This window comes from Flavihumibacter sp. ZG627 (assembly GCF_000814325.1).
Lineage (GTDB): Bacteria > Bacteroidota > Bacteroidia > Chitinophagales > Chitinophagaceae > Flavihumibacter.
The window spans coordinates 125,252-150,531 of sequence record NZ_JPHF01000007.1 but is presented as its reverse complement, the minus strand read 5'-3'; the positions used below and the strand labels follow the sequence as shown (position 1 = coordinate 150,531).

Genomic DNA, 25,280 nt, shown 5'->3' with positions numbered 1-25,280 from the left:
TTCTAAAGCTGGTAACAAAAGAATACTACTTGCCTGACAGAATAGAATAGTTTTTAGTTCTTCTTGCTTCATCATGGTCACGAATACAGGTAATAGATTGTAGCTGTAAAATATATTCGGCAGGTAATTTATTCTGGATAGCGCCACTTACAATAAATTCTTTATACCAATCATACGGTAGTAAAGTATTATCTATAGAGTTACTATCGGCAATATAAATCTGTGCAGCGTAAGAGTTATTGATTTCATCAAAAAATGTAAATGTACCCTCAGTGTAACCTTTACCTAAACCTTCAGCTTTATCAAGCAAGGCTTTCTCATTGCTATCAATGGAAAACAATACTCCCCAAACAAATTCGGCAGAAACATTTGTCTTTATAATATTCGCCTTTGCAGAACCGTCGTTGCTAATTTTATTACAAACTACTTTGTGACCTGTAAGAAATGCGTTGGTAACCTTCACTGCTGAAGGAACCCGTTTTGTAAGCCTGTTCAGATTCATATTTGAGCCGTAAGCAAAAATCAACATGTGGTATTGAGATTTGGATTACAAAATTATATTGCGTCTTTGACTATCTGGAATTGTGCTTGGCAGGACAGTTTAGTTGTATCTGCCAATAGCCAAGCTCAATTCCCAGTATCATTGACCGGCACAGTGGTTCTGCCATCTGTCATAATAAGAGGGGATGTTTGATAAGGCAGAAGGACTGTGCCGGGTCTCCTGGTAATTTAGCAAATCTGGTTATATTAGCAATTCAGCAATTAACTGTTTATGGCAATCTGGAAATCATATAAAATATCAGACGTAATCAACGAAATCGAAGAGGAAAAGTTTGTTCTCCCTGTTATTCAACGACGGCTGGTATGGGATGAGGAAAAAATGGAATTATTGTTTGATACACTTCTGAAGGGAGATTCTTTCGGCGGTGTTATGGTGATAGAAGAAGAAAAAGGAAGTAAACCTCTTTTTAATTACAGGACATTCACAAAAGATGGTGGTGTCATAAATTCAAGACAAGTAGATACTCTAACCCAATTACAGAATTTTGTTATTGACGGACAACAGCGAATGCAATCCTTCTATATTGGTTTAAAAGGAAGTATAAATGGCAAGGTGTTGTATTTTGATTTGTTCAGCGATTATAATAATGAATTTGAATTTAAGTTTGAGAAAGAAGAAAGTAAACTACCCAAAAATTCAAAGGGAAATGAAGACAGAACAATCCCTGAACATAACTGGTATCTTGCCAGCTCCTTGCTAAAAAGATTAAAAGATACCAACGATGAAGACCAGGTTGCTGAAGAAATAATAAAGACGCAAAATATACAAGATGCTATTCAAAGAAAACATGTTGAAAAAAACATAAAAGCGTTTTACAAGAATACTTTGACAGCAGATTGTCTCGGTATTTCAAAAGTCTCAGTGAATAAATCATTTGATGAAATAACCAATAAACAAAGAATCGTTGAGTTATTCCGAAGGTTGAACGATGGCGGCACAAAGCTTTCTTCTTTTGATTTGGTAGCTTCTGTGCTCAAAGGTTTTGAATGGGAAATGGAAGGCTTTTTGGAAGAAACATTAAAGAGCTATGAAGAAATTGGATTAACACAGGACAATCTTATCAAGTTAATTTTCCTATTGCAGGACAATCATAAAAAAGAAATGGCGGCAATTGAAGCAGCCGATGCTCAATTCGCCATAAAAAACAGAGAAAGGATTAAAGTTACCCTGAAATGCCTCAAGGACTTTCTCATTAATTCAAAATTGTATTATTACTATAAAGATGCCAACCGTTCCTTTATTCCATTGTTTTTTATCGCCTATCATCTTTTTCACAAGCAAATAAGCGATAAAGAATTAGAAAACTTCTTTGCCAATTTCGATGCTAAAAATGCGGAACACCCAAGGTTGGAGAAATGGATATACCATTCTCTCATTAATGGAGTATTCAAAAGCAAGGGTGCAGGATGGATACCTTACAAAACAGGTATCCGTAAATTATTGGATAAAATACAGCACTTTAAAAACAAAGATTTCCCAGCCGATGAATTGTTCCAGGTTTATACAGACCATCCAATTACGTTTACCAGAACTTATACTACCGATAACCTCGATGAATTAGAAAGTTCATTTGTTTATTACCTAATGTACGACAGAGGACAGACTATAAGGGTAAATGATATTGACCACATCATGCCGAAATCAATATTAGAATCGCTAAAGATTGAACCAGCAAAAATTAATAGTATCAGAAACTTTCAACTAATAGATTTCAGCACCAACAGGGGATTAAAAAATGCAAGTCCTTTCAAGGATTGGATCAATAATCATGTAACTGATAAAGCTGCCTTTGTAAAGCGTCACTTAATCCCTGCTGATGAAACGTTGTGGACAGAGGATAAATTTGAAGACTTTACTAAATCAAGAGCGAATCTGATTTTGAATTGCATTTTGCCCCAAGTAAAATAGCCTTTAGAATTGGCTGTTGCATCTTTAAAATCACCCTTATTACAGCGAAGCGATGAAAGACAAATTATTTAAGAACCTCTTGCACAGTGCCGAAGGTTATGTGGTTCTCAATTCAGGGGGACAACTGACTAAAGGGTATAAGCCAGACACAGTTTTGCAAAAGGAGAATGAGTACATCATTATGGAGTGTGATACTGGAACAAGTCGTAAGGGGTATTTAGGTGCAATGCTGAAAGCAGCAAGATTCCTGACCAGTGAAAAGAATGGGAAATTAATACTGGTAATAAAAGAGAAACCTAATACAACGGTTAAGCAAATTGCAGAACATCTTCGGGAATATTTGGCATGGCTAAAGCCGCTTACCAACCTGAGAGTAGTTTACTTAATAGAAACCACTAAGTATTGCCCGGATAAAATTCCTATAAAACTTTTGAGTTCAGAATTTGAAAAATGCGCCATCACCATTAAGGCTGAAATTTAAAAATAGGTAGTCACCCCAAACTGAAATCCTGCCAGCTTAGCGGGTGGGTTGCCTAAAATATCTTTTTGCCAGTTGTACCGATAGTTCAACCGAATCACTGTTTGTGCAGTGGGTCGCCAGCTAATGGCAGGAACAATGGAAAATACTTCGTCACTGATATTATCACCTGTGGACTTGAACTTTCCTTTATTCCAATCCACATATTCAAGACGCAAGGCTGCATTGATAACTGACGTTTCAAAGCCAAACACAGGTTTCTTAAAAACAGGTTGCACAAAGTCAATAAAACCGCCTTGTTGTTTTCTGCCAAATTGTTCAGTGTACGTTTCAGGAACATCCACATTCACCCAAGCCCATTCAGCATTGATATAAGTATTGATTTTTGGGAGTGTGCTGTTAAAGTCTATTGCATATACATTCACTCTTCTTTTTTTATCCAATTCCAATCCATCATCTTCAAATTTATTGTAAACACCACCCATGTATGATAAGCCTAATTCACCAATTTTTCGATTTCTTACTGCAACCTTACCTGTAAGCAATGGACTTCCGTTAAAGCTTTCTTCAAACCGGTCTTTATTTTCTTTACTGGCTGGGAGAAAAGTTTTGTTTTCAGCATTGTCAATTATTTTATCATCAAATCCATTGGTGAGGTAGGCTTCGTAAGCATATACCCAATCTTTGGATGATTTTTTCCCAAATACACCAAAACCCACATTGCTCCAGGTGGCCGGAAGGATTTGGGTGGCAGAAATTGGCCTGTCAATAAATTCCCATTTCGGCCCGTCATGATTTTGATTGAAAGCTCCAATCGGATTCATAACAATACCGCTTCTCAAATTCAAAAGGGGCGCAAACTCAAAATCAACAGATGCAAATTCAATATTGATTTCTTTAGTACCATCTTCAAATTCAATCTCACTCAAAAATTTAATTCTTTTCGAAATGGAAGAAGATACAAACAATGTCAATCGTCTCATTTGAAACTGATGTCCTTCCGATATACCATCTTCCTGTAAATACTGGTAATTGGCTTCTGCATATCCACCCAATGCAACAGGCAGTTTGCCTAACTGAAGAAAGGGACGGTTGTATACCGCATCCATGTTAAGTAACAATCCCGATGTATCCTTTGAAGTTCTTCTTAATAATGCCGGGTCTATCTGAGCAACGACAACAGATGAAATGAAAACGGATAGAATGTTTAGTATTATTTTTCTCATGCTTTTCTTAAATCAATAAAGATTTGGTTGTTGTTAAGCGTTACGGGAAATGTCCTCAGATCTCTGTCCGCAGGACCGTTGGTTACTTTGCCTCGGTTATCATACTCGCTTCCATGCGCAGGGCACTGGAGATAATCACCAGCTACATTTAGTTCTGCGCCCTGGTGAGCACACTGCATCCAAAGGGCGGCGTAATCAGTATCACTGAATCTGTAAACACATATTGGGAAAAGCAACGCTTCGTTTCGTACAACGATATACAATCGGTGTTTATTTTTTTCTTTCAGCTCAAACTCTTTTACATCAATCAATATTCCGTCTTTGGTTAATTGACCATTAGCAAACTGAGTAGTAGCACAGGAACTAAAAAGTGCGAAGAGAGTTGATGCACCAATACAGGCAGAGCAGGATTTAAGTATAAAGTCTTTTCTATTCATGTTTGCGTGTGCTACAATGATTTTAAAAATTTAATCAGGTTATTTCTTTCCTGTGCCGAAAGCTGCTGAAAGTTTTCCTTGCTTTGCTGCGCTTCGCCACCATGTAGCAATATCGCTTCTTCAATACTCTTTGCCCGTCCATCATGCAACAGGAAGTATTGTCCACCTTGCGAGTTCGGAGATAAACCCAATCCCCAAAGCGGTGGTGTTCTCCATTCAGACGTTTTTGCATTGCCTTCCGTATAGCCATCATCCAAACCTGGCCCCATATCATGTAACAGCAAATCGGTGTAAGGATGAAATGTTTTATTTGACAAAGCGGCAACAAGTGAAAATTCTGTTTTCAATGTTTGCTTGTGGCAGCTTTCACACCTTGCCTGTATAAATATATTTTTACCTTGAACTACTTCAGCATCATTTTGATTTCTTTGAATGGGAGTTTTCAATGTTTGTAAGTAGAAGACAACATTATGTATCGTTACATCGGAAACTTCGGGATCAATATTTAAACCGGAATAAACATCTTTTGGCTGAAACGTTGAAGTGATGCCTATATCCTGATTATAGGCATTAACGGTTTGATGCAACAGATTATAAGCAGCAGCTTTTTTACCAAAGCGATGAATGTATTTTCCATTTTGAGTTATAGCGTTTGGATTTGGATCAATAAATGATGGCAGAGTTATCCAGTTTGGTACACCAGAAATCCCATCAGCATTTGCATCGTTAGGGTCAGCCATTGCTAAAATATCAGCATCTGAAACCAATTCTAAAAAACCTAAGCCAGTATTGGCGGGCGGGGTGAATTTCGAGAAAGTGGCTCCGGCGGGTATTTGCTCCGGACTATAGCCTGGCAAGGCCCTGTTTTGCAATTGCGGTCCGCCCAAATGAAGGAACTGATTGCCATTGCTATCAATCTGTCCAAATCTTGTCAAAGTAGTGAAAGGATGACCTTTGCCATCACCGGCATGGCAACTGCCGCAACTGGTGGCTACGAAGATGGAGCCTAAACCTGTTTGAGAAGTGAATACTTCGTCGTTAAAGGCCACATCACCAGCAAGGAACCTGCGGTTCTGTTCATAACTAAGACCCTCAACAGGACCGTCCAGTAGCTCGTCATCAGGTGGGGCTTTGGGAAGTATTTTTTCACAGGCCACTACACCCGTGATAACCAAAATAATAGCAGTTATGATCTTGAGTTTTTTCATATCGTTTGAAAGACAGGTAAAAATATTAAATTAGATGAATATAAAAGTAAAATTAGGCTAATCTAATTTAATTTTTATATCCGTTTTGCTACCTTCACTTAAATAATTCAGAGCCGTGCATTCATTTACTGAAGAAAACTATCTCAAGGCTATTTATAAGTTACAGGAAACCAACGGCGAAGTAGTGGCTACTTCAGCCCTTGCCCAGGTGATGGAGGTACATGCCCCGTCCGTGACCGATATGCTCAAGAGGATGGCCGGAAAGAAGCTTGTGACCTACCAAAAGTCAAAAGGGGTAAAGCTAACAGAAAGAGGCAGGCAGGTGGCCGTTGGTATCATCCGTAATCACCGGCTTTGGGAAGTGTTCCTCGTTGATAAATTGGGCTATAAATGGGATGAGGTTCATGACCTGGCCGAACAACTGGAACATATACATACCGAAGATCTCACTAATAAGCTGGACAAGTTTTTAGGATTTCCCAAAGCCGACCCACATGGCGATCCAATACCAGATGCCAATGGGGTGCTTCCTAAATCAAAAGCAGTTTTGCTATCAACTCTCAAAGTTGGTGAAGAGGGTATGTTCACCGGCGTGACGGATCATACACCTGCATTTTTGAATTACCTGGATAAGGCAGGCATTTCTTTGGGCAATAATATTAAGGTAAAAGCCATTGAAGAGTTTGACCAGACATATACTCTCCAGATAAAATCTAACAAGGAAATTATAATAAGCAATAAAGTTGCTAATGGTATTTTAGTGAATTAAAGAAATTATCAAGCTACTTAAAACTTCATTCCCTGTATCCTCACTGCATTTAAAATTGCCAGCAACGCTACACCCACATCTGCAAATACCGCTTCCCACATGGTTGCCAAGCCACCTGCACCTAATACCAATACGATTGCTTTTACCGCAAAGGCAAGAGTAATGTTTTGCCACACTATTTTTTTCGTTTGCTTGCCAATGTTAATGGCCATTGCAATACGACTGGGTTTATCGTCCTGTATTACCACATCTGCTGTTTCAATAGTGGCATCACTGCCTAAACCACCCATTGCAATACCTACATTGCTTAGGGCTACCACCGGGGCATCGTTAACACCATCACCAACAAAGGCTACGGTTTCGTTGCGGTCTTTGATGGCTTTTACCTTGTTCACTTTGTCTTCGGGCAATAAATCGCCAAAGGCATTATCTATTCCTAATTTATCTGCAACAAATTTTACTACACTACTTTTATCACCACTCAGCATTGTTGTTTTTACATTCATGCTATGCAACTTGTTTACAGCTTCCTGAGCATCTTCTTTTATGCTGTCGGCAATGGTTAGGTAGCCTGCAAATTTTTTGTCGTAAGCAATGGCTATTAAAGTATAAACAATTGTAGAAGGGTCAATATCGTATTTGATGGAAAACTTATCCATCAGCTTAAAATTTCCTACCAATAATTCTTTACCGTTTACTTCAGCTTTCAATCCATGCCCTGCAATTTCCTCTACTGCATTTAATTTTATTCCGGTGTTGATATTACCAACATACTGATGAATGGCTGTTGCGACGGGGTGTGTGCTTTGACTTTCCAAAGCATTCACCATTGCCAGTACTTCATCCTTATTGTACTGATGCTTTATATTTACTTCCTGTACTTTAAAAACCCCTTCTGTCATTGTACCCGTTTTATCCATCACTACATTTTGAATGTTGGCAATGATGTCCAAGAAGTTGCTGCCTTTAAATAGTATTCCGTTTTTGCTGGCTGCACCAATGCCGCCAAAATATCCTAATGGAATAGAAATGACCAATGCACAAGGACAACTGATAACTAAGAACACCAATGCCCTGTAAAGCCATTGGCTGAATACATAATTTTCTACAAACAACATTGGCACTACACAAATAAGCCCTGCTAATAAAACCACAATAGGAGTATAGATTTTTGCAAACTTTCTTATAAATAATTCGGTTGGTGCTTTTTGGGCGGTGGCGTTTTGTACCAATTCTAAAATCTTACTTAACTTACTATCCGTGTAAGAGGTGGTAACTTTTACCTGTGCAACAATGTTTAAATTTATCATTCCTGCCAATACGGTTTCGCCTTTTACTTTGGTGTCAGGCTTGCTTTCGCCGGTTAATGCTGCAGTGTTGAAGGATGCAGTTTCGGAAATTAACTCGCCATCCAAACCTAATTTTTCTCCAGCTTTTAATTGAATGATGTCACCAATGTTTGCTCTTTCAGCTTTAATGGTTTTGGGTTGGTTGTTTTCTAAAACAGTTACTTCGTCCGGTCGCTGATCAAGCAAAGTTTTAATGTTTGCCTTTGCTCTTTTTACTGCCAAAGTTTGGAATACTTCGCCAATGGCGTAGAACAACATTACTGCAACACCTTCGGGATATTCGCTAATGGTAAATGCCCCGATGGTGGCAATGCTCATTAATAAAAATTCTGAAAATATCTCTCCTTTACCGATAGCCACTATTGCTTCCTTTATTACCGGAAAACCAACAGATGCATAAGCAGCAATATACCAAACTACACGAACCCATCCTGTAAACCATGTTTGCAGAATCCAGTTATCAAATACAATGGCTATGAGTAACAAGGCTATGCTGATAATGGCTGGCAGAAACATTTTGAATGTACTGCTCTTGACATCTCCTGAATGGTCATGGCCGTCCTCATCGTTATGTTCATGACTGCTACCATGGTCCAGTTCCTTTTTAAACCTTATTCCATGATAATGCCCATCGCCTTTAAAATGGCGGTCCCGGGTTTTTTCGTCAACAACGCAGCATGCTTTATCGCCCTGCTCCTGAATTAGCTTTTCATCTGCTTTCAGGTTTATTTTTTCTTCCTGTGAACAGCAGGTCATTTTACCCTGTGCATCGTAGGTATGTTTGTGGTTGGGGTCTTTGTTTATCATGTTTCTTTTCTTTGACATGGACAATAAAAAAGGTTGCGGATATTTCTATCCGCAACCTTTTAATTTGATTGTTTATTTTTTGTTATGCTGTCATTGTAGCTATCATTCCCAGAACGGAAGCAAGCATTATTACACACTTCCAGCAATTGAGCCTGTTCATTTTCATGTTTGTAAATTTTATGAGTGTAAAAATACATAGCTGTCAGTTTTAATCTTGTTAATCTTCATGTCCTTCTGTATTGGTCATTTTAGCAGAAACAAAGAAGGCGCCTTTAACAACAATTTTTGCTCCTTTTGGAATTTCCTTTATCAATGTTATTTCTGTATAGCCAATATCTGCTGTGCCTTTTGCAACAGGTATCCTTTCGAACGTAACTTCTTTGGCTTCTGTTTTTTCATTCTGCTTCTGGCTGTTTTTTGTAACGTTTTCTACAAGAACAAAAATATAATCCTGTCCATCCACTCTTACAATTGCTTCGTTTGGTACAGCAGGAACAGTTGTTTTATCCAAACTCACAATAGCGGTAACATTCATACCATCAATCAATCCTGTTTTATCTCCTTTTACCATTGCATGAACTGAAACGGCTTTGCTTTCATCTTCAAAGGATGAACCAAGAGAAAATATTTCTGCATCATATTCTCTGCCAGGGTTGTTGGTTACTGTGAAATGGATGGTCTGGTTATTCTTCAACTTTGGTAAATCCTTTTCATACACAAACAAATCAAGGTGTAACTGGCTGTTATCAACAATTTCTGCAACGGCAGTAGTAACATCTACATAACTGCCCATTTCTACATTTACATTGCTTACCACGCCACTGATTGGGCTTGTTACTGCCAATACAGAAATTAGCTTACCATTAGAAAGCCGTGCAGGATTGATACCCATCAATTGTATTTGCTGTGCCAGTGTTGATTTTAAAGTCCGTAAACTTCTTAATTCTGTTTCTGCTGATTGTAAATTTTTTAATGCCCCGGCATTACCTTCATTCAGTTCTTTTTGCCGTTTTACTTCCAGTTCGGCAAAAATAATTTTTGCATTAACACCCAAGTATTGGCTTTGTGCCTGTATAAACTCAGGATTGGCAATAGTGGCAATGGTTTGTCCTTTTCTTACGAAGTTGCCGGGCTGAACCAGTAAGGATTTTATAACACCGCTGTAAATAGAGTTCACTTTGGCCTTGTTCTGATTAGGCACTTTCAACACACCATTTGTTTTAAGAGCGGCTGTTAATTGCTTTTGTTCAATAGTGCCCAGCTCAATACCAATACTTTTTATCTGCTCGTCGCTAAGTACAGCCAAATTTGGGTTGGCATGTTCGTTTGTATGTACTTCCTCGGTTTTTGCAGCTTCTGCATTTCCTTTGCTACCGCAGGAAACAAATGTTACTGTGGCTGTAAGAATAGTTGCTATTAATAAAAACTTCTTCATCATTTTATATTTATTGGTTGATGTAATAATTGTATTGAATGACTGAATGATTATACGCATTGAGGTTTTCCAAATAGTTTTTTTGTATCTCAATAGCCTGCGTTAAGAACTGCGACAGTTCTGCAAAACTTATTTCACCGGAACGGTAAGCCAGTGAAGCGGCTTTTATAATTTCTTCTGCTTGTTTTAATCCGGTGCTTTCATAAAAGAATAACATGCTTCGGTTCTTTTCTACTTCCTGCTGAATCTGTAATTTTTGAGTATTGAGCACCTGTGCTTCATATTCATATTGCTTTTGCTGTACAGCCATATCCGCCTGCGCCACTTTCACTTTGCTTTGGTAGGCTTTTACACCAAACATTGGGAAGGCTGCTGTTACAGAAAAACCAGTGAACGGGTCTTTGGCTCCCCATAACCGTTGAGAAAAGAAGCGGCCTGAAAACTCTGGCTTGTTTTCATTCTTCACTACATTAATCCCGGCATTGGCAATTTTGATGTTTTGAGATTGCAGGGCTAATAAAGGGTGTGCACTGTCACCAGCAATACCCGGCATGGTCAATTTTTCTAATGGTATCATTTGTGGCAACAAAATATCTGTAGTGTTGAGCAACTGCATTAACGATTGTTGTTGTATCTGCATTTCTTTACCCATCTGTTGCAACAATGCCTGCAATTCTCTCATCCGTACATTGGCAGCAATACTGTCAAGGCCGGGGCTGTCGCCGGTTTTTACTTTTAAAATAGCAGCAGCATTCAACGATTTATAGATACTGTCTAAGCGGTGATACAACTGCTGTTTATCCTGTAAATACCAAAGCTGGTAATAAACAGTTCGTACATCTCTTTTCAACTGCACATCAAGAGCGGCTGCACCCAAATTGTAATATTTCAACTGTTCCCCGTACAAATTCTTTTGTGCTTTATACAAGCCCGGCCATGCTACTGATTGAGATATGCCAATTTTTAGAATGCCGGTGTTATCACCTGGCCGCATATCTTCATTCTCTGCAAATACACCTGTTTTGGGTAGTGCAGTCGCTGTTTTAATTTGTGCTTTTCCTTTATTTACCTGCTGAGTGTTTACTTCATATTGCAGGTTGTTTTTGGCAAGTGCAATGGCTTCATTGCTGTTTAATCTTTTTGTTGCTGGTTGTTGTGCCTGTACATTGTTTGATAAGGCCATCAGTGAAACAATTAGAATTGTAGCAGCAACTGGTTTCACTTTTGCTTTTCTTTTGGTTGAAAAAATAATGTAGAGCAATGGCAATACCACCAGTGTTAGAAAGGTGGCTGTTATCAATCCGCCAATAACAACTGTTGCCAAAGGCTTTTGCACTTCTGCACCTGCGCCGCTTGACAATGCCATTGGTATAAAGCCTAACGCCGCTACTGCCGCCGTCATTAATACTGGCCGTAACCTGATTTTTGTTCCTTCTTTTACTCTTTGCATAATATCTTTCATGCCGTCTTTCTCTAATTGGTTGAATGTGCTGATGAGTACAATACCATTTAATACTGCCACACCAAACAACGCAATAAATCCAATGCCTGCCGAAATGCTGAATGGCATTCCTCTTATCAGTAGTGCAAATACACCACCGATAGCACTCATGGGAATAGCAGTGAAAATCAGTGAGGCCTCTTTAATTGAACGGAAGGTGAGGTATAACATAAAGAAGATAAGCAACAATGCAAGCGGCACTACAATCATCAGCCTGGCAGATGCTTTCTGTAAATTTTCAAATGTTCCGCCATAGGTATAATAATAGCCTGGTGGCAGTTTCACTTTATCGTTTAATTTTTGCTGTGCTTCTTTCACCACACTTGCCACATCTCGGCCGCTAACATTAAAGCTTACATAAATTCTCCGCTTGCCAGCCTCCCGGCTTATTTGTGCAGGGCCGGTTTTAAATGCTATGGTTGCAATTTGTGATAAAGGGATTTGATTTCCATCTTTCATTGGTATATATAGATTACTTACATCTTCTAATGAAGAACGGTGTTTACTGTCCAAGCGAACTACTAAATCAAACTTTCTTTCGTTTTCAAAAACAACTCCTGCAACTTCGCCTGCAAAGGCGGTACTGATAACATGGTTTACATCTTCAATATTCAATTCATAACCTGCAAGCCTTGCCCTGTCGTACTCAATTGTAATTTGTGGTAAACCATCTACCCGTTCTACCTGCGGCTGCGTAATACCTTTTATGGGATTGATAGCTTTGGAAACCTTATCTGCATAAGCAACGAGTGTATCTAAATTTTCTCCAAATATTTTTATAGCTACGTCCTGCCGTATGCCTGTCATCAGTTCATTAAACCGCATCTGTATGGGTTGACTTGGTTCTGCGATTACACCGGGAATGGTGGAGAGTTTATCTCTCATCAAATCTGCCAGCGCATAAAAATCTTTGGTGGTTGCCCATTCACTTTTAGGTTTCATTATTACCATGAGGTCTGATGCTTCCGGCGGCATCGGGTCTGTGGCAATATCTGCAGCTCCTGTTTTTCCCACTACCATTTTTACTTCAGGAAATTTCAGCAGCATCCGTTCTGCCATCATTACCGTTTCTGAAGTTTGCGATAAAGAAGACCCTTGTGGCAATACAAATTCAATGGCATAATCGCCTTCTTCTAATGTGGGTATAAACTCGCCACCCATATTTTTAAATATGATAACAGACAGAATCAATAACGCTACTGCCATACCTACTACTGCATATTTAATTTTTATTGCCCCTTGTAAAAGCGGTGCATACAGCCGCTGAAAGAAATCCATCATCTTGTCAGACAAATTTCTTTTATGGCTGGTGTTTTTTGAAAGAAACAATGCACTCATCATAGGTATATATGTAAGCGACAATAGTAATGCGCCCAATATGGCAAAGCCAACTGTTTCTGCCATTGGCCTGAACATTTTTCCTTCCACACCCTGTAAAGAAAGAATAGGCAAATACACAATAAGAATAATGATTTGCCCAAACGCTGCAGAACTCATCATTTTCTTTGCACTGCCTTCCACTGCTTCGTCCATTTGCTGCTGCGATAGTTTACCTGTGATTTTTTTTGCGCCCAGAAAATGCAGTGTTGCTTCTACAATAATTACTGCACCATCTACTATCAAACCAAAATCAATTGCACCAAGGCTCATCAGGTTGGCACTTACACCAAATAAATTCATTAATGCCAATGCAAACAATAAGGATAAAGGAATAGCAGACGCCACAATTAAACCGGCCCTGAAGTTTCCTAAGAATAAAACGAGAATTAGTATTACAATCAATGCCCCTTCAACCAGGTTTGTTTTAACTGTATTGATGGCACGGTCAATTAAATTGGTGCGGTCTAAAAATGCTTCAATCTCCACATCTTCCGGTAACGATTTTTTTACCGTTCTCATTCTTTCTTTTACCAGTTCAACAACAGAGGCACTATTTGCCCCTTTCATCATTAGCACAATGCCGCCTACCACTTCTTTTTCCCCATTGTAGGTTAATGCTCCGTATCGGGGCGGAGAACCAAACTGCACTGTTGCCACATCTCTTATTAATACGGGTATGCCACTTTGTTGTTTGATAACGATGCTCTCTATATCTGCAAATGTTTTTACCAAACCAACACCCCGGATAAAGTAAGCATTTGGCTTTCTGTCAATATATGCGCCACCTGTATTTTCATTATTTTTTTCAAGGGCAGTAAATATTTCGGGGATGGTTACATTCATGGCTTTTAGCCTGTCGGGATTTACAGCTACTTCATATTGTTTATTAATACCACCAAAGCCAGTAACCTCCGCCACTCCGGCAATACCGGTCAACTGGCGACCGACAATCCAATCCTGCATGGTACGCAAATCCATAGCAGAATATTTTTGTTCGCTGCCCTTTTTGGGATGAATAACATACTGGTATATTTCTCCAAGACCAGTGGTAACCGGGCCCAACTCAGGATTGCCCATCCCTTTTGGAATTTGTTCAACCGCTTCTTTCAGCTTTTCTGAAATAAGCTGCCTTGCGAAATAAATATTCATTTTTTCCTTGAAAACGATTGTTATTACACTTAATCCAAAACGGGAGAAAGAACGCATCTCTACTATACCCTGTATATTGGACAAAGACCTTTCAACCGGGTAGGTAATAAATTGTTCTACTTCCTGGGCTGCTAAAGTTGGGGCACGGGTAATAACTTGTACCTGGTTATTGGTAACGTCAGGCAAAGCGTCAACCGGTAATTGGGTGGCACTCCACAAGCCCCATACAATGAGTGCCAATGTCATTACACCAATGATGAGCTTATTTTTTATACTGAAATGAATTATTTTATTAAGCATGTCTTGTTTCTATTTGGTTACATGCCTGTAGAAGTGAACTATCCTTTGTGCAATGGCTGCTAAAAGAATGGCACAACACAGTACTATAACAATGATTTTAATTACTCTTAATACTAAAGGCTGTTTTGCCTTTTTCTTTTTTTTACTATTTACCATTTATGCAATGGTTAATGAATGACAAATGCCATACATGCCATTAAATGGCTATGCAGCAAATTCAATAAGGGGAGTAATTAAGATAATTTGGGAGGTTGCCAGATGCAATTATGTGCTTCGGTAGTAAAGGCTACATTATAGAGAGGGAATTTCTCAGATGAAAGCATTACTTTATTTACCTGTGCTTTGGAAAAAGGAGAATAAAATGCCGATGAAGCACAACAGGAACAAGTGCAAAATGGAGTACAGGCTTCTGCATCGTGCCGGTGTTGCTGGTGATTGTCAGTAGCTGAAATCTTTGCTTCTGCTTTTGCATTACATTCCGTGCTGTCACTGCATGGAAGACATGACAGGTAAAGCAGGAAAAAAGTCAAAAAAGAGAATAAAAATTTCATTGTTGCAAAAGTAACGGGTTATGTTGCAAATTCTTATAGAATAAGAGATTAAAATGGAACTATGGTTGCAAAAATCAGAAAATCAGGTTGTTTTTCCTTATTCCCGCAACAAGCCAAAATACATTAAAGGGCAAGATTCGCTACTTTAATTTTCTTGTCCTTTTCATCCGTCCATGCAAAAACTAAATTGTTACCAGATTTTGTCATTTGGGGAAATCCACTTGACCTCGATTCTGCAGAAGAAGCAATTGTTATAGAAGCTTCTTTTTTACCATCCGTGTAAACTTTTACTGCTTTTATCACAGAACCTTCCATCCAACTGACCATTGCACTTTTATCATCAAGCATAACAACATCTACACGGCCAATCCCTTTTCCTTCATCAATACGAACAGGAGCATTAAAGGTAGTACCTCCGTCTCCAGAGAAAATGACATTCACCTGTGCTTTTTGATCAGGAGACGAAAACCATGCTACCGCAACAGTATTACCCTGTGCAGCAATCCTGGGGCCATTGACAGGGCATCCTTTAATTTCCCAGTTGTCTGAAAATATTGGTTCGGGTTTTGTCCATTGACCTTTTACAAACCGGACAATAGAGATATCTCTTATTTCTGCTTCTGACCTGTCTCTATAAACTACAACAGGCCCATTTGCGGTGATGACAGCACTTGTCTGGCAACAATCACATACCCGGTTATCTAATTCCCATTCGCTGGATTTTTTTCCCTGCTTATCTACTATTGCGCCACGTATTGTCATCTGTCCATGATGTCCCTCTTCATGTTTTCCTTCGCCTTCCATTGCAGCATTCCTTCCATCGAGCCATGAAATAAAATAGTTGTCTTCATATGGAACTATCGAAACAAAACCATGCTCTGCTTTTTCCCCATCATCATGAAGGATTTTTGGAGTACTCCATATCTTTCCCTGGTCAGCAGAAGTAACCAACTTTACGTCGTATGTGTAGGTGCCCTTTTCACTTTTTTCTAAAAAATGTGCAACCATACTTTTGCCTCCATCGGTAGCCAATTGAGGGTAATCGGCCCAATTCACAAACCAGTTATCACCTGAACTTATCATAACAGGTTCAGACCATTGCTCATTTTTTAATGCAGAAAATTTCAATAAGCTTTTCTCCTTTGTTTTCTCTATCCAGGATAAATACACCAACCCATTTTTATCAGTAAATAAATACGGTTCTGCGCTGACTGAATCAGCAGGCGATGAAAGATACTTTAAGTTACTGTCAGCAATATCTGCCGATTCATTTTTTTGACTGTCAGTTTGTTTTGGCGAATTCTTGCAGGAAGACAACGCTACGATAAATAATAAGGCAATTACTAGTTTATTCATTTTTGTTTACAATTTTAAGTATCATGTCAATATTGTTCTTTTCGTCCCACTTGCGATAACCCGATTCAGAAAAAACAAGATCCCCTTCAGCATTAAATATATAGGTTGTTGGCAAAGCCTGAAAACCTAACTCTTCGCTGTTTTGGATTTGGCAATAATTGAAATTAAAATCATGAGCTTTTCTGAATGCTTCAATTTCTTCAATTGCTTCGCCGGAAGCTATTAAAAAAACAATTTCTTCTTTATTCAAAATATTCTGTGCTTTTTCAATCGTTGGCATTTCTGCAATACAAGGCTTGCACCAGGTAGCCCAAAAATTAAGAAATATTGTTTTCCCTGCATATTGTTTTAAGCTGAACGAATTACTTTTTAAGTCTGCTAATTTTATTTTCTCAAATGTCGTATCTGGCAGAATAGTAACCTGCTTGTCTTTATTCACTTCTTTGCAGCTTATAAACAACAAAACAACTGTGAGGCTTAATAGCCGGAGAGCAATCATCTTTTGTAGTAACATATTTGACATTATGGATGGTGTAAGTTGTGAACATGATGTAAAGAATCCATTGTATGGTGATGACAAATATGATGTCCCGGATGATGTTCACAGTTAACGTGGTGATGATTGTTGGTTATGGTAACAAGTGAATCATTGAGGTGCCCGGGATATTGGGGATGATGATGACCATGGTGATTAATAGTAGGATCATAAGGTACCCATTGATGGCTATGGTCATCATGAGTGTATGTGCCATGATGATAGACATTGTGGTGATGCCAGAACAAGGAGTCATGATGATGATAGACGCTGTCCCAATAAAGACGCTGCGTATGATTCGGAGAGGTCATAAGGCTATTCACTGACTGTTGCATAGCAGATAATTCCCCCGTCATAGCAACAGAAGCAGAAAGATCATCTTGCTGAATAGTTTCCTTGGATTCATTTTTATTACAAGACAAAACAAAAACTGCTATAATTAAAACGTAAATCGGTTTCATATTTTTTTGTTTGGTGTAGTAATATTTTTCAATGAGTTGAATTCAGCATATTATCTAAAAGTCTTGAAATGAAAGATAGTTTTTATAATTGATTCCTTACAGACCAGGTATTTCTTTATCACCGTTTTGTTTTGATTTTGAAATCATTAGGATGACACCAATCAGAATAAAAGGAATACTTAGTATTTGTCCCATATTTATTACCATAGTATTTTCAAAAGTCTCCTGGTTTTCCTTTACAAATTCAACTAAAAATCTTACAGAAAACAGCATTATCAGAAAACTTCCAAAAACAAAACCTTGTTGTACTTTTTCTATTTTCTTTTTATATAGAAACCAGAGAATACTAAAAATAATCAGGTATGATATGGCCTCATACAATTGTGCAGGATGCCGTGGAATCATATCAACTCTTCCAAAAATAAAAGCCCATGAAACATTGGTTGGCTTACCAATAATTTCGGAATTAAAAAGATTACCAATACGGATAAAAAAAGCGGAGAGGGCTACAACAATCACAAGCCTGTCCATTATCCATAAAAATGATTGTTTATATTTCCAGCAATACCAAATAACTGCAATAATTATCCCAATGGCAGCGCCATGACTTGCCAATCCCTGGTATCCTGTCAATTCAAATTTTCCATTTGTAATACTGAATGGTAAAATAATTTCCAACAAATGATTTTTATAATAGCCAAATTCATAAAACAGTGTGTGACCTAACCGGGCTCCGGCAATTGTCCCAATAAAAATATAGACTGATAACTTATTCAGCAGTGAAAGGGAAACGTTTTCCTTTTTATAAATTTTTGAAAGCAACAAATAGCTGAAGTAAAAGGCAAATACAAACATTAAAGAATAGTACCTGAGTGCAAACCCGCCAATCCTGAATATCTCAGGATCTATATTCCATGTAATATAAAGTATCATTAACAATGATTTATTTAACCTTCAACATACTTGCATTAATAGCTACCACAACAGTACTCACACTCATTAAAACAGCTCCGGCAGCAGGACTTAACAATATTCCCATTTTGTATAACACACCCGCAGCTAATGGTAAAGCCACTACGTTGTAACCAGTTGCCCACATTAAATTCTGAATCATCTTGCTGTAGGTGGCTTTTCCAAATAAAATCAAACTCACAATGTCTTTAGGATTGCTGTTTACCAAAACGATCCCAGCTGTTTCTGCGGCAATATCACTACCGCTGCCCACAGCAATACCAATATCGGCTTGTGCCAAGGCAGGTGCATCATTTACACCATCACCCGTCATGGCTACAAATTCTCCTTTGTCTTGCAACTCCTTTATCTTTTCTAATTTCTGATGCGGCAACACTTCTGCAAAAAAACTATCCATGCCCAATGTTTTACTTACACTTGCTGCTACTTTATTATTGTCGCCTGTCAACAGTATTGATTTGATATTATTTTGTTTCAATGTTTTAATGGCCTCTGCTGATTCAGGTCTTATCTCATCCGATAATGCAATGTATCCTGCCAATTCATTATTGATAATTACAAACACAATCGTTTCCATGTCGTTAGCTGTAAAGCCTTCTGGAACAGGAATATTATTTTCCTTTAAATAACCCGGACTGACAACCAAAATTTTTTTGCCTTCTACTGTTGCTTCAACGCCTTTACCTGTAATCGCATTAAAGCTTTCCGTTGCCGGAATTGTGATTGATAAGTCTTTAACTTTTTGCAAGATGCCTGTTGCAATGGGATGCTCAGATTTTTGTTCCAATGCAGAAGCCAGGCGAATGATTTCATTTTCATTCAGGTCTTTTTGGAGTGAAACAATTTTTGATACCTCAAATTTTCCTACCGTAAGTGTACCGGTTTTGTCAAATACAATGGTGGTGATTTTTCTTGCATTTTCAAATGCTGTTCTGTTTTTAATCAGCAGCCCGTTTTTCGCAGATAAGGCTGTTGATTTTGCAACGACCAACGGTACTGCCAATCCTAAAGCATGGGGGCAACAAATAACAATTACTGTCACCATTCTTTCCATTGCAAAAGCCAAAGATTGACCTGTAAAATACCAGTGTAAAAATGTTCCAATGCCCGCAATAATCGCAATTGCTGTTAGCCACTTTGCAGCCTTGTCTGCTACCAACTGGGTTTTAGATTTTGATTTTTGTGCATCATCAACCAACTTTATGACCTGTGAGAGATAAGAATCTTTCGCCCCATGCGATACGGTAACTTTAATAGAACCGTTTCCATTAATAGAACCCGCAATTACTTTATCTCCTTTCCCTTTCTCCACCGGTTTTGATTCGCCGGTAAGCATGGATTCATTCAGATAACTTTCTCCTTCTGTGATTATGCCGTCAGCTGCAACTTTTTCCCCTGGCTTGATAAGTATAATATCACCCTCTTTCAGGGTTTCAGTTTTTACATCAGTCACTTTTTCACCATCTACTACGTGAGCATCATCTGGCATTAGCTGAACCAATAATTCAAGTTCTCTGGAAGCTCCGGCAACTGATTTCATTTCAATCCAATGTCCTAACAGCATTATTAAAATAAGTGTTGCCAGTTCCCAAAAGAAATCCATGCCCTTTAATCCAAACACAGTTGCAGTACTATAGATATATGCTACTGAAATGGCAAAACCAATCAGCGTCATCATGCCGGGGTTCTTTACCCTTATTTCACCCACCAGCCCTTTCAGAAAAGGCCAGCCGCCGTAAAAGAAAACAACAGAGGCCAAAGCAAGTAATACATATTTTGAACCGGGAAAACTGATATGAATATTTAACCAGTGCTGAATCATTTCTGATAGCAGCATAATGGGAATGGTTAATACCAAAACAACATAAAACCTTTTTTTAAAATCAGCAATACCTGATGCATGGGCTTCATGTCCGTTATGTGCCCCCGGTTTAGTAAGTGGTACGAGTGTCATCCCACACAAAGGACACTTGCCGGGATTATCCTGTACTATTTGCGGATGCATGGGGCAGGTATATTTCCGGAAGCCTTGTGAGCTTTGCATCTCTACAATAGACATAACATGCTTTGTATGGGAAGAAGAGGCCTGCCTTTTATGATCGTTGTGTTGATGGTGCGCATGAGAATCTTCCTTCTCTTTTGCATCAACAGGAATGAGTGCCATTCCGCATTTGGGGCAGTTGCCGGGTTTATCTTGTACAATTTCCGGATGCATAGGGCATGTGTACTGTTCTTTGTTGTGATGATTATGTTCCATAAAACATTTTTATACGTTATCTGATAATTCAATAATGCCATGTTAAGCCAATTCCCCAATTATAATCACTGTCATAGTTTGTGCTTATTGAAAGAGGCTTGGCTATCATATACCTGAAACCGACAGCATATTCCCTATCAGTATTTACCCGGAAATCAAAAAAGAAATTGTTACTAAGTGGTATGTCCCTTCTTTCCAATTGGAGTCGCAACTTACCTGTATGGTCTATCCGCCATTCAGAACGTATAAGCATTGGTAATAAATAGTAAAAACCGGCATCAAAAACCCGGCGATTGTCTTTGCTGTTGGGTTTATTGGCTAAAGGAAGTGTCTTGTTTTTCCGATAGTCAACCCCTATATAGAAAGCCAGGTATTGTTTTTTGTCTATATAGCGGAGCAGATGTGTTTCTGTTTCATAATTACCGTTCCAGCTTGCCCTTCCTTCAAATTCCAAAGCGTTTTTATTGTTAGAAATATTGCCGGACAACCAGGTGCCCTGAGAGTGAACAGATAAATCGAACCAGGGATAAAGTATATTGTCTTCTTTTTTTAATTCTTTGTAACCGGTTTTGGCAAATTCATTTTGCTCACTTCCTTCATAGCTTACAATACGGGCCATGCCAGCCATCATGTGGTAAAGGATGTGACAATGAAAAAACCAATCTTTCTCTTCGTTTGCTTCAAACTCTATTGTAACTGTCTGCATTGGTTGAATGTCAAACGTATGTTTCAGTGGTGAATAATCGCCCTGGCTGTTGATAAAGCGGAAGAAGTGGCCGTGCAGGTGAAGCGGGTGACGCATCATAGTATTGTTTGTCAGAACAACCCTTACTTTTTCACCTTTGTGGATTAGAATTTTATCAGCCACCGATAAAGTTTTAAAATCAAATGACCACACATATCGCAACATATTCCCCGTAAGTGTTAATTTGATTTCTCTTGGTTTCAAAGTAGAATCCAAAGTGGTGGGATGCAGTGCCCGCAGCATATTATAGTTGAAATCCCCGGGCATACCCATACTCATACCCTGCATATTGTTCATATTCATGCCATCCATGTTCCCCATATCCTTTTTTGCAGGTATGGTATCTGATGGCATTTTCATTTCTTTCATGTCCATGCCTTCCATGTTCATACCATTCATATTCATGCTGCCCATTTCCCTCATCATTTTAAAATAGTCAAGTTTGGGAATATCAGGTGCATTCATTATAGGGCCATTTCCAAAATAACCTGATGAAAAACCTACTACATCCCAGGAGGTGGCTCTTAATTCGGCTGCACCGGTTTCAGGAACAGTAATTAAAACATCATACGTTTCTGCAACTGCAATTTCTAATTTGCTTACAGAAACAGGAGTAACGTTTATTCCATCTGCCGCAATCAGCCGCATATAACTCATTCCATATTGAAGTGTAAAATAAGAGGAAGCGGAACCGTTGATAATGCGTAGCCTTATTACCTCGCCGGGCTTTGCATCTTTGAAATAATTTTTTTCCTGCCCGTTCATCAGGAATTTATTGTAGTACACATCTGATACATCCATAGCAGGCATACGTTGCCATTCCTGTTTTAATTTGTCTTTAAATGATCCGGCAGCAATGGCTTCGCCATAGCTTTGCAATGCCCCTTTTTTGATGGCATACCATTCGCCTCCACGTTTCAGGTAACGCATTACCTGGTGAGGGTTTTCGTCCGTCCAATCTGATAATAGCAAAACATATTCTTTTAGTTCAGGTTCTGGCTGGGTGGGGTGAATTACGATTGAACCATATAAGCCGCTTTGCTCCTGCAGCATAGTATGAGAGTGATACCAGTAAGTGCCACTTTGAATAAGTGGAAAGGTGAAAGTATAAGTTTCGTCGGGTTCAACCGGGGATGTGGTTAGGTAGGGGACGCCATCTTCTTTATTGGGCAACAATATACCATGCCAGTGAATAGAGGTTTCCATCTTCATCAGGTTGTGTACACGGATGATTGCAGTATCGCCTTCAGTAAATTCAAGAATGGGTGCTGGTATTTGTCCATTGATAGCAATTGCGTGGCGATGCTTACCGGTAAAGTTCACCATCGTATCGGTTACATATAAATCATACTCCACTTTTTTCCCCGTATAAGCCATTCCTGATTTAATCTTTGCTGATTGCAATGGATAATTGTATGAAGTCATTTTTTGGATCACCGAATCTTTGCCCGTACTCTTGTGCATGGAGTGGTTGATTTGGCCCATACTGCAAAAAGGAATCAACAATAAAAAAAAGAATAGCTTTTTCATTGTGAAATGTTTTATTGTTTAACCGGCTTTTTTGCTTTTTTCCGGGCAGGGTTATTGTCCGGGAAGCGGAATGTGTCCATTGGATTTTTCATCGGCATATTCATGTTTTTCATATCCTCCATTTTCATGGTGCTGTCCATGCCAGGCATATCCTTCATGTCTTTCATATTCTTCATAGTATCCATACCTGGCATATCCTTCATGTCTTTCATCTTGTCCATGCCGGGCATATTTTTCATATCTTTCATTTTATCCATCCCCGGCATATTCTTCATGTCTTTCATGTCCTCCATTCCCTTCATGTTATTCATACCTTTCATTGTATCCATTCCAGGCATATTCTTCATCCCCGGCATAGAATCGTTCATGTGTGTATCGTTCAAGTGCGTCGTACTGTCTCCATTCATGTCCATGCCTTCCATATCTTTTTCATCATGACCGGCACCATGGTCTTTCATTAAATACTTGCCCATAGGTCCCACACCCGCAACATGTGTAAGTTTTGCCCCATGATGCCCCGCAATGGATAGGAAAATAGCAGCGATGATTGCGGCAAGCAGAACGATTAGTTCGTATAGTCTCCTGTTGATCTTAAAGAAAATCCCGATACTTTTAAGTAATAAAGTAATACCTGACATCCACAAGGTTAATTGAGCATATTTCTCATGCTCCTCAAATATTTGCATAGCGGCCTTTGGTGCATCGGCAGAAGGCATTGCGTGAAAAATGGTACTGGCCGCAAGCGCAGAAAAAAATGCGGCTGCCATTATGAATAATGTAGCCCAGCAGATTTGCCGCCAATGGGGCTTCCATACAACCATTATCTGGAAGGCTGCTGCCAGTAATATTAGTACAATTGGGAAATGCACTACAAGGGGATGGAGCGATGGAAAGTCTTTAAACATAAAGTATTTTTAATACTGTTTAATAATTAGCCACTTTCTCCAGGCTGTCAACTTCGAATTTTAAATCAAGGCTTAAGTATAATATCAAAACTTATTTTCAGTTTCTCCCATACAACATCAATTGTTGTTTTTCCAGTCTTCTTATCCGTTATAAAATATTGTAGCCTCTCGGTATGTGTATTTTTCTTTGGCTTTATTTTCAGTCTTACTACATCATCCTTTTCATCATATTCAGTTGCTAAGTGTTGTTTCCATTGTTTATTGATGATAACTGTCCATTCCGATTTTCCGGGAATAGTAAAAATGGCATATTTACCGGCAGGGATTTCTTTACCTCCAACAACAAACGCTTTGCCGATTTCAAGAGTTGTTGCATCGTGTGCTCCTGTTACCCATACTTCACCATAAGGAACAAGTCCACCCCATATTATTCTTTTACGAACACCGGGAGAATGATAATTGATTTTTATACTGTCGCCATGAATTACTGCAACGGCCATGGATTTAATACTTTTCTTGCTGGTATCTTTTACTAAATTGGGATTATAGCAAACCTCTTCCTTCTTTTGTTCTTGTGCTGTTACTGTAAACGCTGTTGCTATTATTAAAAGCAGTAAATAAAATTCCTTTTTCATGATGTTATTTATTTGTATTTATATTTTTTCCCCACTGATTATTTGTACTTCTCCAAACATGGTTTTAAAACGGGTTTTAATGGCCACATTTTCAAACCCGGCATCCGAAATCATTTCAGGTAATAACCCTCTGGCATTTGCGTCTGTTGATTTAAAACCGTCCAGCCCCCTTATTATATTAAAAAGCGTTCTTTGAACCCATGATTTGGAACGCCCAAAGTCGGCAATAAGCAACTGACCATCTTTATTCATAACCCGGAATATCTCTGCCAGCATAGTTTGTTTTATATCTGTATCAAGATGATGAAAAACAAGGCAGGATATTACTCTGTCAAAAGCATTACGCTGAAAGGGCAAATGTTTTCCATCATAATCAAGCAAAAAAATATCCAGCTTTTCTTCTTTTATCTTTTTTGTTGCTTTATCCAATATCTCTGTATCAATATCAATACCTGTTACTTTTGCCTCCGGCGATGATTGTTTTGCCATGATAGTTAATGTAGCAGTGCCGCAACCAAAATCAAGCAGCTTTGAACAGGCATAGATATTCGCATTTGAAATCAACACCTGTTTAATTTTTTTCTCAGGCATAGTAATGCTTATAAAAAAATCATACAATGGCGTAAGCCATTTGAATCTGAGTGCAGGTATGAATTGTTTCTGCTCCACTATAATATCTTTATTTTAAAGTGATACTCAAATTAAATTCGATTTAAAGCGAAATGATCAATTGGTGGGTGCGGAAACCCTGCTCCAGAAATTGTTTCATTATAAATAAGGAAACCAAAGCAGGGCTCCGACCCATGTGGTTTTTCTTTTTTAAC

The 25,280-nt window shown here is 38.7% G+C and carries 20 protein-coding genes; 3 read left to right on the top strand and 17 right to left on the bottom strand.

Annotated features, from left to right (window positions below):
* Positions 1–25 precede the first annotated feature (25 nt).
* Positions 26–529: a gamma-glutamylcyclotransferase family protein gene (locus tag HY58_RS14205; RefSeq protein WP_039133239.1), complete on the bottom strand. Its 504-nt coding sequence runs from the start codon at positions 527–529 to the stop codon at positions 26–28.
* Between the two features lie 243 nt (positions 530–772).
* On the opposite strand from HY58_RS14205, the gene HY58_RS14200 reads away from it, so the two are divergent.
* Positions 773–2,470, top strand: coding sequence for a DUF262 domain-containing protein (locus HY58_RS14200; protein ID WP_039133236.1), 1,698 nt, complete (start codon positions 773–775; stop codon positions 2,468–2,470).
* Between the two features lie 52 nt (positions 2,471–2,522).
* Positions 2,523–2,951, top strand: a complete 429-nt coding sequence (locus HY58_RS14195; protein ID WP_039133233.1) for a hypothetical protein — start codon at positions 2,523–2,525, stop codon at positions 2,949–2,951.
* On the opposite strand, the gene HY58_RS14190 is transcribed toward HY58_RS14195, so the two are convergent.
* The 3 genes from HY58_RS14190 to HY58_RS14180 are packed head-to-tail and all read right to left on the bottom strand — an operon-like array spanning position 2,948 to position 5,819.
* Positions 2,948–4,174, bottom strand: coding sequence for a hypothetical protein (locus tag HY58_RS14190; RefSeq protein ID WP_039133230.1), 1,227 nt, complete (start codon positions 4,172–4,174; stop codon positions 2,948–2,950). The two genes, HY58_RS14195 and HY58_RS14190, sit on opposite strands and share 4 nt — an antisense overlap.
* The gene (locus HY58_RS14185; protein ID WP_039133228.1) at positions 4,171–4,611 is read right to left on the bottom strand and encodes a Rieske (2Fe-2S) protein; all 441 of its coding nucleotides are present in this window, start codon (positions 4,609–4,611) and stop codon (positions 4,171–4,173) included. Before HY58_RS14185 ends, HY58_RS14190 begins: the two co-directional genes overlap by 4 nt.
* Before the next feature lie 11 nt (positions 4,612–4,622).
* Positions 4,623–5,819, bottom strand: coding sequence for a di-heme oxidoredictase family protein (locus HY58_RS14180; protein ID WP_039133226.1), 1,197 nt, complete (start codon positions 5,817–5,819; stop codon positions 4,623–4,625).
* 115 nt (positions 5,820–5,934) lie between these two features.
* Here HY58_RS14180 and HY58_RS14175 point away from each other — a divergent pair, with 115 nt between their 5' ends.
* The gene (locus HY58_RS14175; protein WP_039133224.1) at positions 5,935–6,588 is read left to right on the top strand and encodes a metal-dependent transcriptional regulator; all 654 of its coding nucleotides are present in this window, start codon (positions 5,935–5,937) and stop codon (positions 6,586–6,588) included.
* A 17-nt stretch (positions 6,589–6,605) separates the two neighbouring features.
* On the opposite strand, the gene HY58_RS14170 is transcribed toward HY58_RS14175, so the two are convergent.
* The 13 genes from HY58_RS14170 to HY58_RS14110 form a co-directional block, all read right to left on the bottom strand.
* The gene (locus HY58_RS14170; protein ID WP_253271578.1) at positions 6,606–8,762 is read right to left on the bottom strand and encodes a heavy metal translocating P-type ATPase; all 2,157 of its coding nucleotides are present in this window, start codon (positions 8,760–8,762) and stop codon (positions 6,606–6,608) included.
* Positions 8,763–8,961: 199 nt separating this feature from the next.
* Complete coding sequence (locus HY58_RS14165; protein ID WP_253271577.1) at positions 8,962–10,239, bottom strand: efflux RND transporter periplasmic adaptor subunit; 1,278 nt, start codon at positions 10,237–10,239, stop codon at positions 8,962–8,964.
* The gene (locus tag HY58_RS14160; RefSeq protein ID WP_039133221.1) at positions 10,190–14,509 is read right to left on the bottom strand and encodes a CusA/CzcA family heavy metal efflux RND transporter; all 4,320 of its coding nucleotides are present in this window, start codon (positions 14,507–14,509) and stop codon (positions 10,190–10,192) included. Before HY58_RS14160 ends, HY58_RS14165 begins: the two co-directional genes overlap by 50 nt.
* A 233-nt stretch (positions 14,510–14,742) precedes the next feature.
* Positions 14,743–15,060 (bottom strand): DUF6660 family protein, encoded by a 318-nt coding sequence (locus tag HY58_RS14155; RefSeq protein WP_039133218.1) that lies wholly within the window; start codon positions 15,058–15,060, stop codon positions 14,743–14,745.
* A 123-nt stretch (positions 15,061–15,183) separates the two neighbouring features.
* On the bottom strand, positions 15,184–16,416 hold the full coding sequence (locus HY58_RS14150; RefSeq protein ID WP_039133216.1) for a sialidase family protein: 1,233 nt from the start codon (positions 16,414–16,416) through the stop codon (positions 15,184–15,186).
* Entirely contained in the window at positions 16,409–16,930 is a 522-nt protein-coding gene (locus HY58_RS14145; protein WP_172644661.1) for a TlpA disulfide reductase family protein, read from the bottom strand. Before HY58_RS14145 ends, HY58_RS14150 begins: the two co-directional genes overlap by 8 nt.
* 8 nt (positions 16,931–16,938) lie before the next feature.
* Entirely contained in the window at positions 16,939–17,412 is a 474-nt protein-coding gene (locus tag HY58_RS19540) for a hypothetical protein (protein ID WP_156123699.1), read from the bottom strand.
* A 96-nt stretch (positions 17,413–17,508) separates the two neighbouring features.
* Positions 17,509–18,345 carry a prolipoprotein diacylglyceryl transferase gene (gene lgt / locus HY58_RS14135; RefSeq protein WP_039133211.1) on the bottom strand — a complete coding sequence of 279 codons (837 nt, stop codon included), beginning with the start codon at positions 18,343–18,345 and terminating at the stop codon, positions 17,509–17,511.
* Between the two features lie 10 nt (positions 18,346–18,355).
* The gene (locus tag HY58_RS14130) at positions 18,356–20,641 is read right to left on the bottom strand and encodes a copper-translocating P-type ATPase (protein WP_253271575.1); all 2,286 of its coding nucleotides are present in this window, start codon (positions 20,639–20,641) and stop codon (positions 18,356–18,358) included.
* A 28-nt stretch (positions 20,642–20,669) separates the two neighbouring features.
* The gene (locus HY58_RS14125; protein ID WP_052324148.1) at positions 20,670–22,850 is read right to left on the bottom strand and encodes a multicopper oxidase domain-containing protein; all 2,181 of its coding nucleotides are present in this window, start codon (positions 22,848–22,850) and stop codon (positions 20,670–20,672) included.
* Between the two features lie 77 nt (positions 22,851–22,927).
* The gene (locus tag HY58_RS19000) at positions 22,928–23,821 is read right to left on the bottom strand and encodes a DUF2231 domain-containing protein (RefSeq protein ID WP_156123698.1); all 894 of its coding nucleotides are present in this window, start codon (positions 23,819–23,821) and stop codon (positions 22,928–22,930) included.
* Positions 23,822–23,886: 65 nt separating this feature from the next.
* A complete protein-coding gene (locus HY58_RS14115; protein ID WP_039133209.1) occupies positions 23,887–24,456 on the bottom strand; it encodes a DUF2911 domain-containing protein in 570 nt (189 codons plus the stop codon).
* An 18-nt stretch (positions 24,457–24,474) separates the two neighbouring features.
* Positions 24,475–25,047 carry a class I SAM-dependent methyltransferase gene (locus HY58_RS14110; RefSeq protein ID WP_156123697.1) on the bottom strand — a complete coding sequence of 191 codons (573 nt, stop codon included), beginning with the start codon at positions 25,045–25,047 and terminating at the stop codon, positions 24,475–24,477.
* Positions 25,048–25,280 lie beyond the last annotated feature (233 nt).

Coding starts and splice junctions, on each gene's coding strand:
- HY58_RS14205 (WP_039133239.1), bottom strand. CDS start 529: ATGTTGATTTTTGCTTACGGCTCAAATATGAATCTGAACAGGCTTACA.
- HY58_RS14145 (WP_172644661.1), bottom strand. CDS start 16,930: ATGTTACTACAAAAGATGATTGCTCTCCGGCTATTAAGCCTCACAGTT.
- HY58_RS19000 (WP_156123698.1), bottom strand. CDS start 23,821: ATGTTTAAAGACTTTCCATCGCTCCATCCCCTTGTAGTGCATTTCCCA.
- HY58_RS14130 (WP_253271575.1), bottom strand. CDS start 20,641: ATGGAACATAATCATCACAACAAAGAACAGTACACATGCCCTATGCAT.
- HY58_RS14170 (WP_253271578.1), bottom strand. CDS start 8,762: ATGTCAAAGAAAAGAAACATGATAAACAAAGACCCCAACCACAAACAT.
- HY58_RS14110 (WP_156123697.1), bottom strand. CDS start 25,047: ATGCCTGAGAAAAAAATTAAACAGGTGTTGATTTCAAATGCGAATATC.
- HY58_RS14150 (WP_039133216.1), bottom strand. CDS start 16,416: ATGAATAAACTAGTAATTGCCTTATTATTTATCGTAGCGTTGTCTTCC.
- HY58_RS14115 (WP_039133209.1), bottom strand. CDS start 24,456: ATGAAAAAGGAATTTTATTTACTGCTTTTAATAATAGCAACAGCGTTT.
- HY58_RS14195 (WP_039133233.1), top strand. CDS start 2,523: ATGAAAGACAAATTATTTAAGAACCTCTTGCACAGTGCCGAAGGTTAT.
- HY58_RS14125 (WP_052324148.1), bottom strand. CDS start 22,850: ATGCACAAGAGTACGGGCAAAGATTCGGTGATCCAAAAAATGACTTCA.
- HY58_RS19540 (WP_156123699.1), bottom strand. CDS start 17,412: ATGAAACCGATTTACGTTTTAATTATAGCAGTTTTTGTTTTGTCTTGT.
- HY58_RS14190 (WP_039133230.1), bottom strand. CDS start 4,174: ATGAGAAAAATAATACTAAACATTCTATCCGTTTTCATTTCATCTGTT.
- HY58_RS14200 (WP_039133236.1), top strand. CDS start 773: ATGGCAATCTGGAAATCATATAAAATATCAGACGTAATCAACGAAATC.
- HY58_RS14180 (WP_039133226.1), bottom strand. CDS start 5,819: ATGAAAAAACTCAAGATCATAACTGCTATTATTTTGGTTATCACGGGT.
- HY58_RS14155 (WP_039133218.1), bottom strand. CDS start 15,060: ATGAAATTTTTATTCTCTTTTTTGACTTTTTTCCTGCTTTACCTGTCA.
- lgt (WP_039133211.1), bottom strand. CDS start 18,345: ATGATACTTTATATTACATGGAATATAGATCCTGAGATATTCAGGATT.
- HY58_RS14165 (WP_253271577.1), bottom strand. CDS start 10,239: ATGCGTATAATCATTCAGTCATTCAATACAATTATTACATCAACCAAT.
- HY58_RS14160 (WP_039133221.1), bottom strand. CDS start 14,509: ATGCTTAATAAAATAATTCATTTCAGTATAAAAAATAAGCTCATCATT.
- HY58_RS14185 (WP_039133228.1), bottom strand. CDS start 4,611: ATGAATAGAAAAGACTTTATACTTAAATCCTGCTCTGCCTGTATTGGT.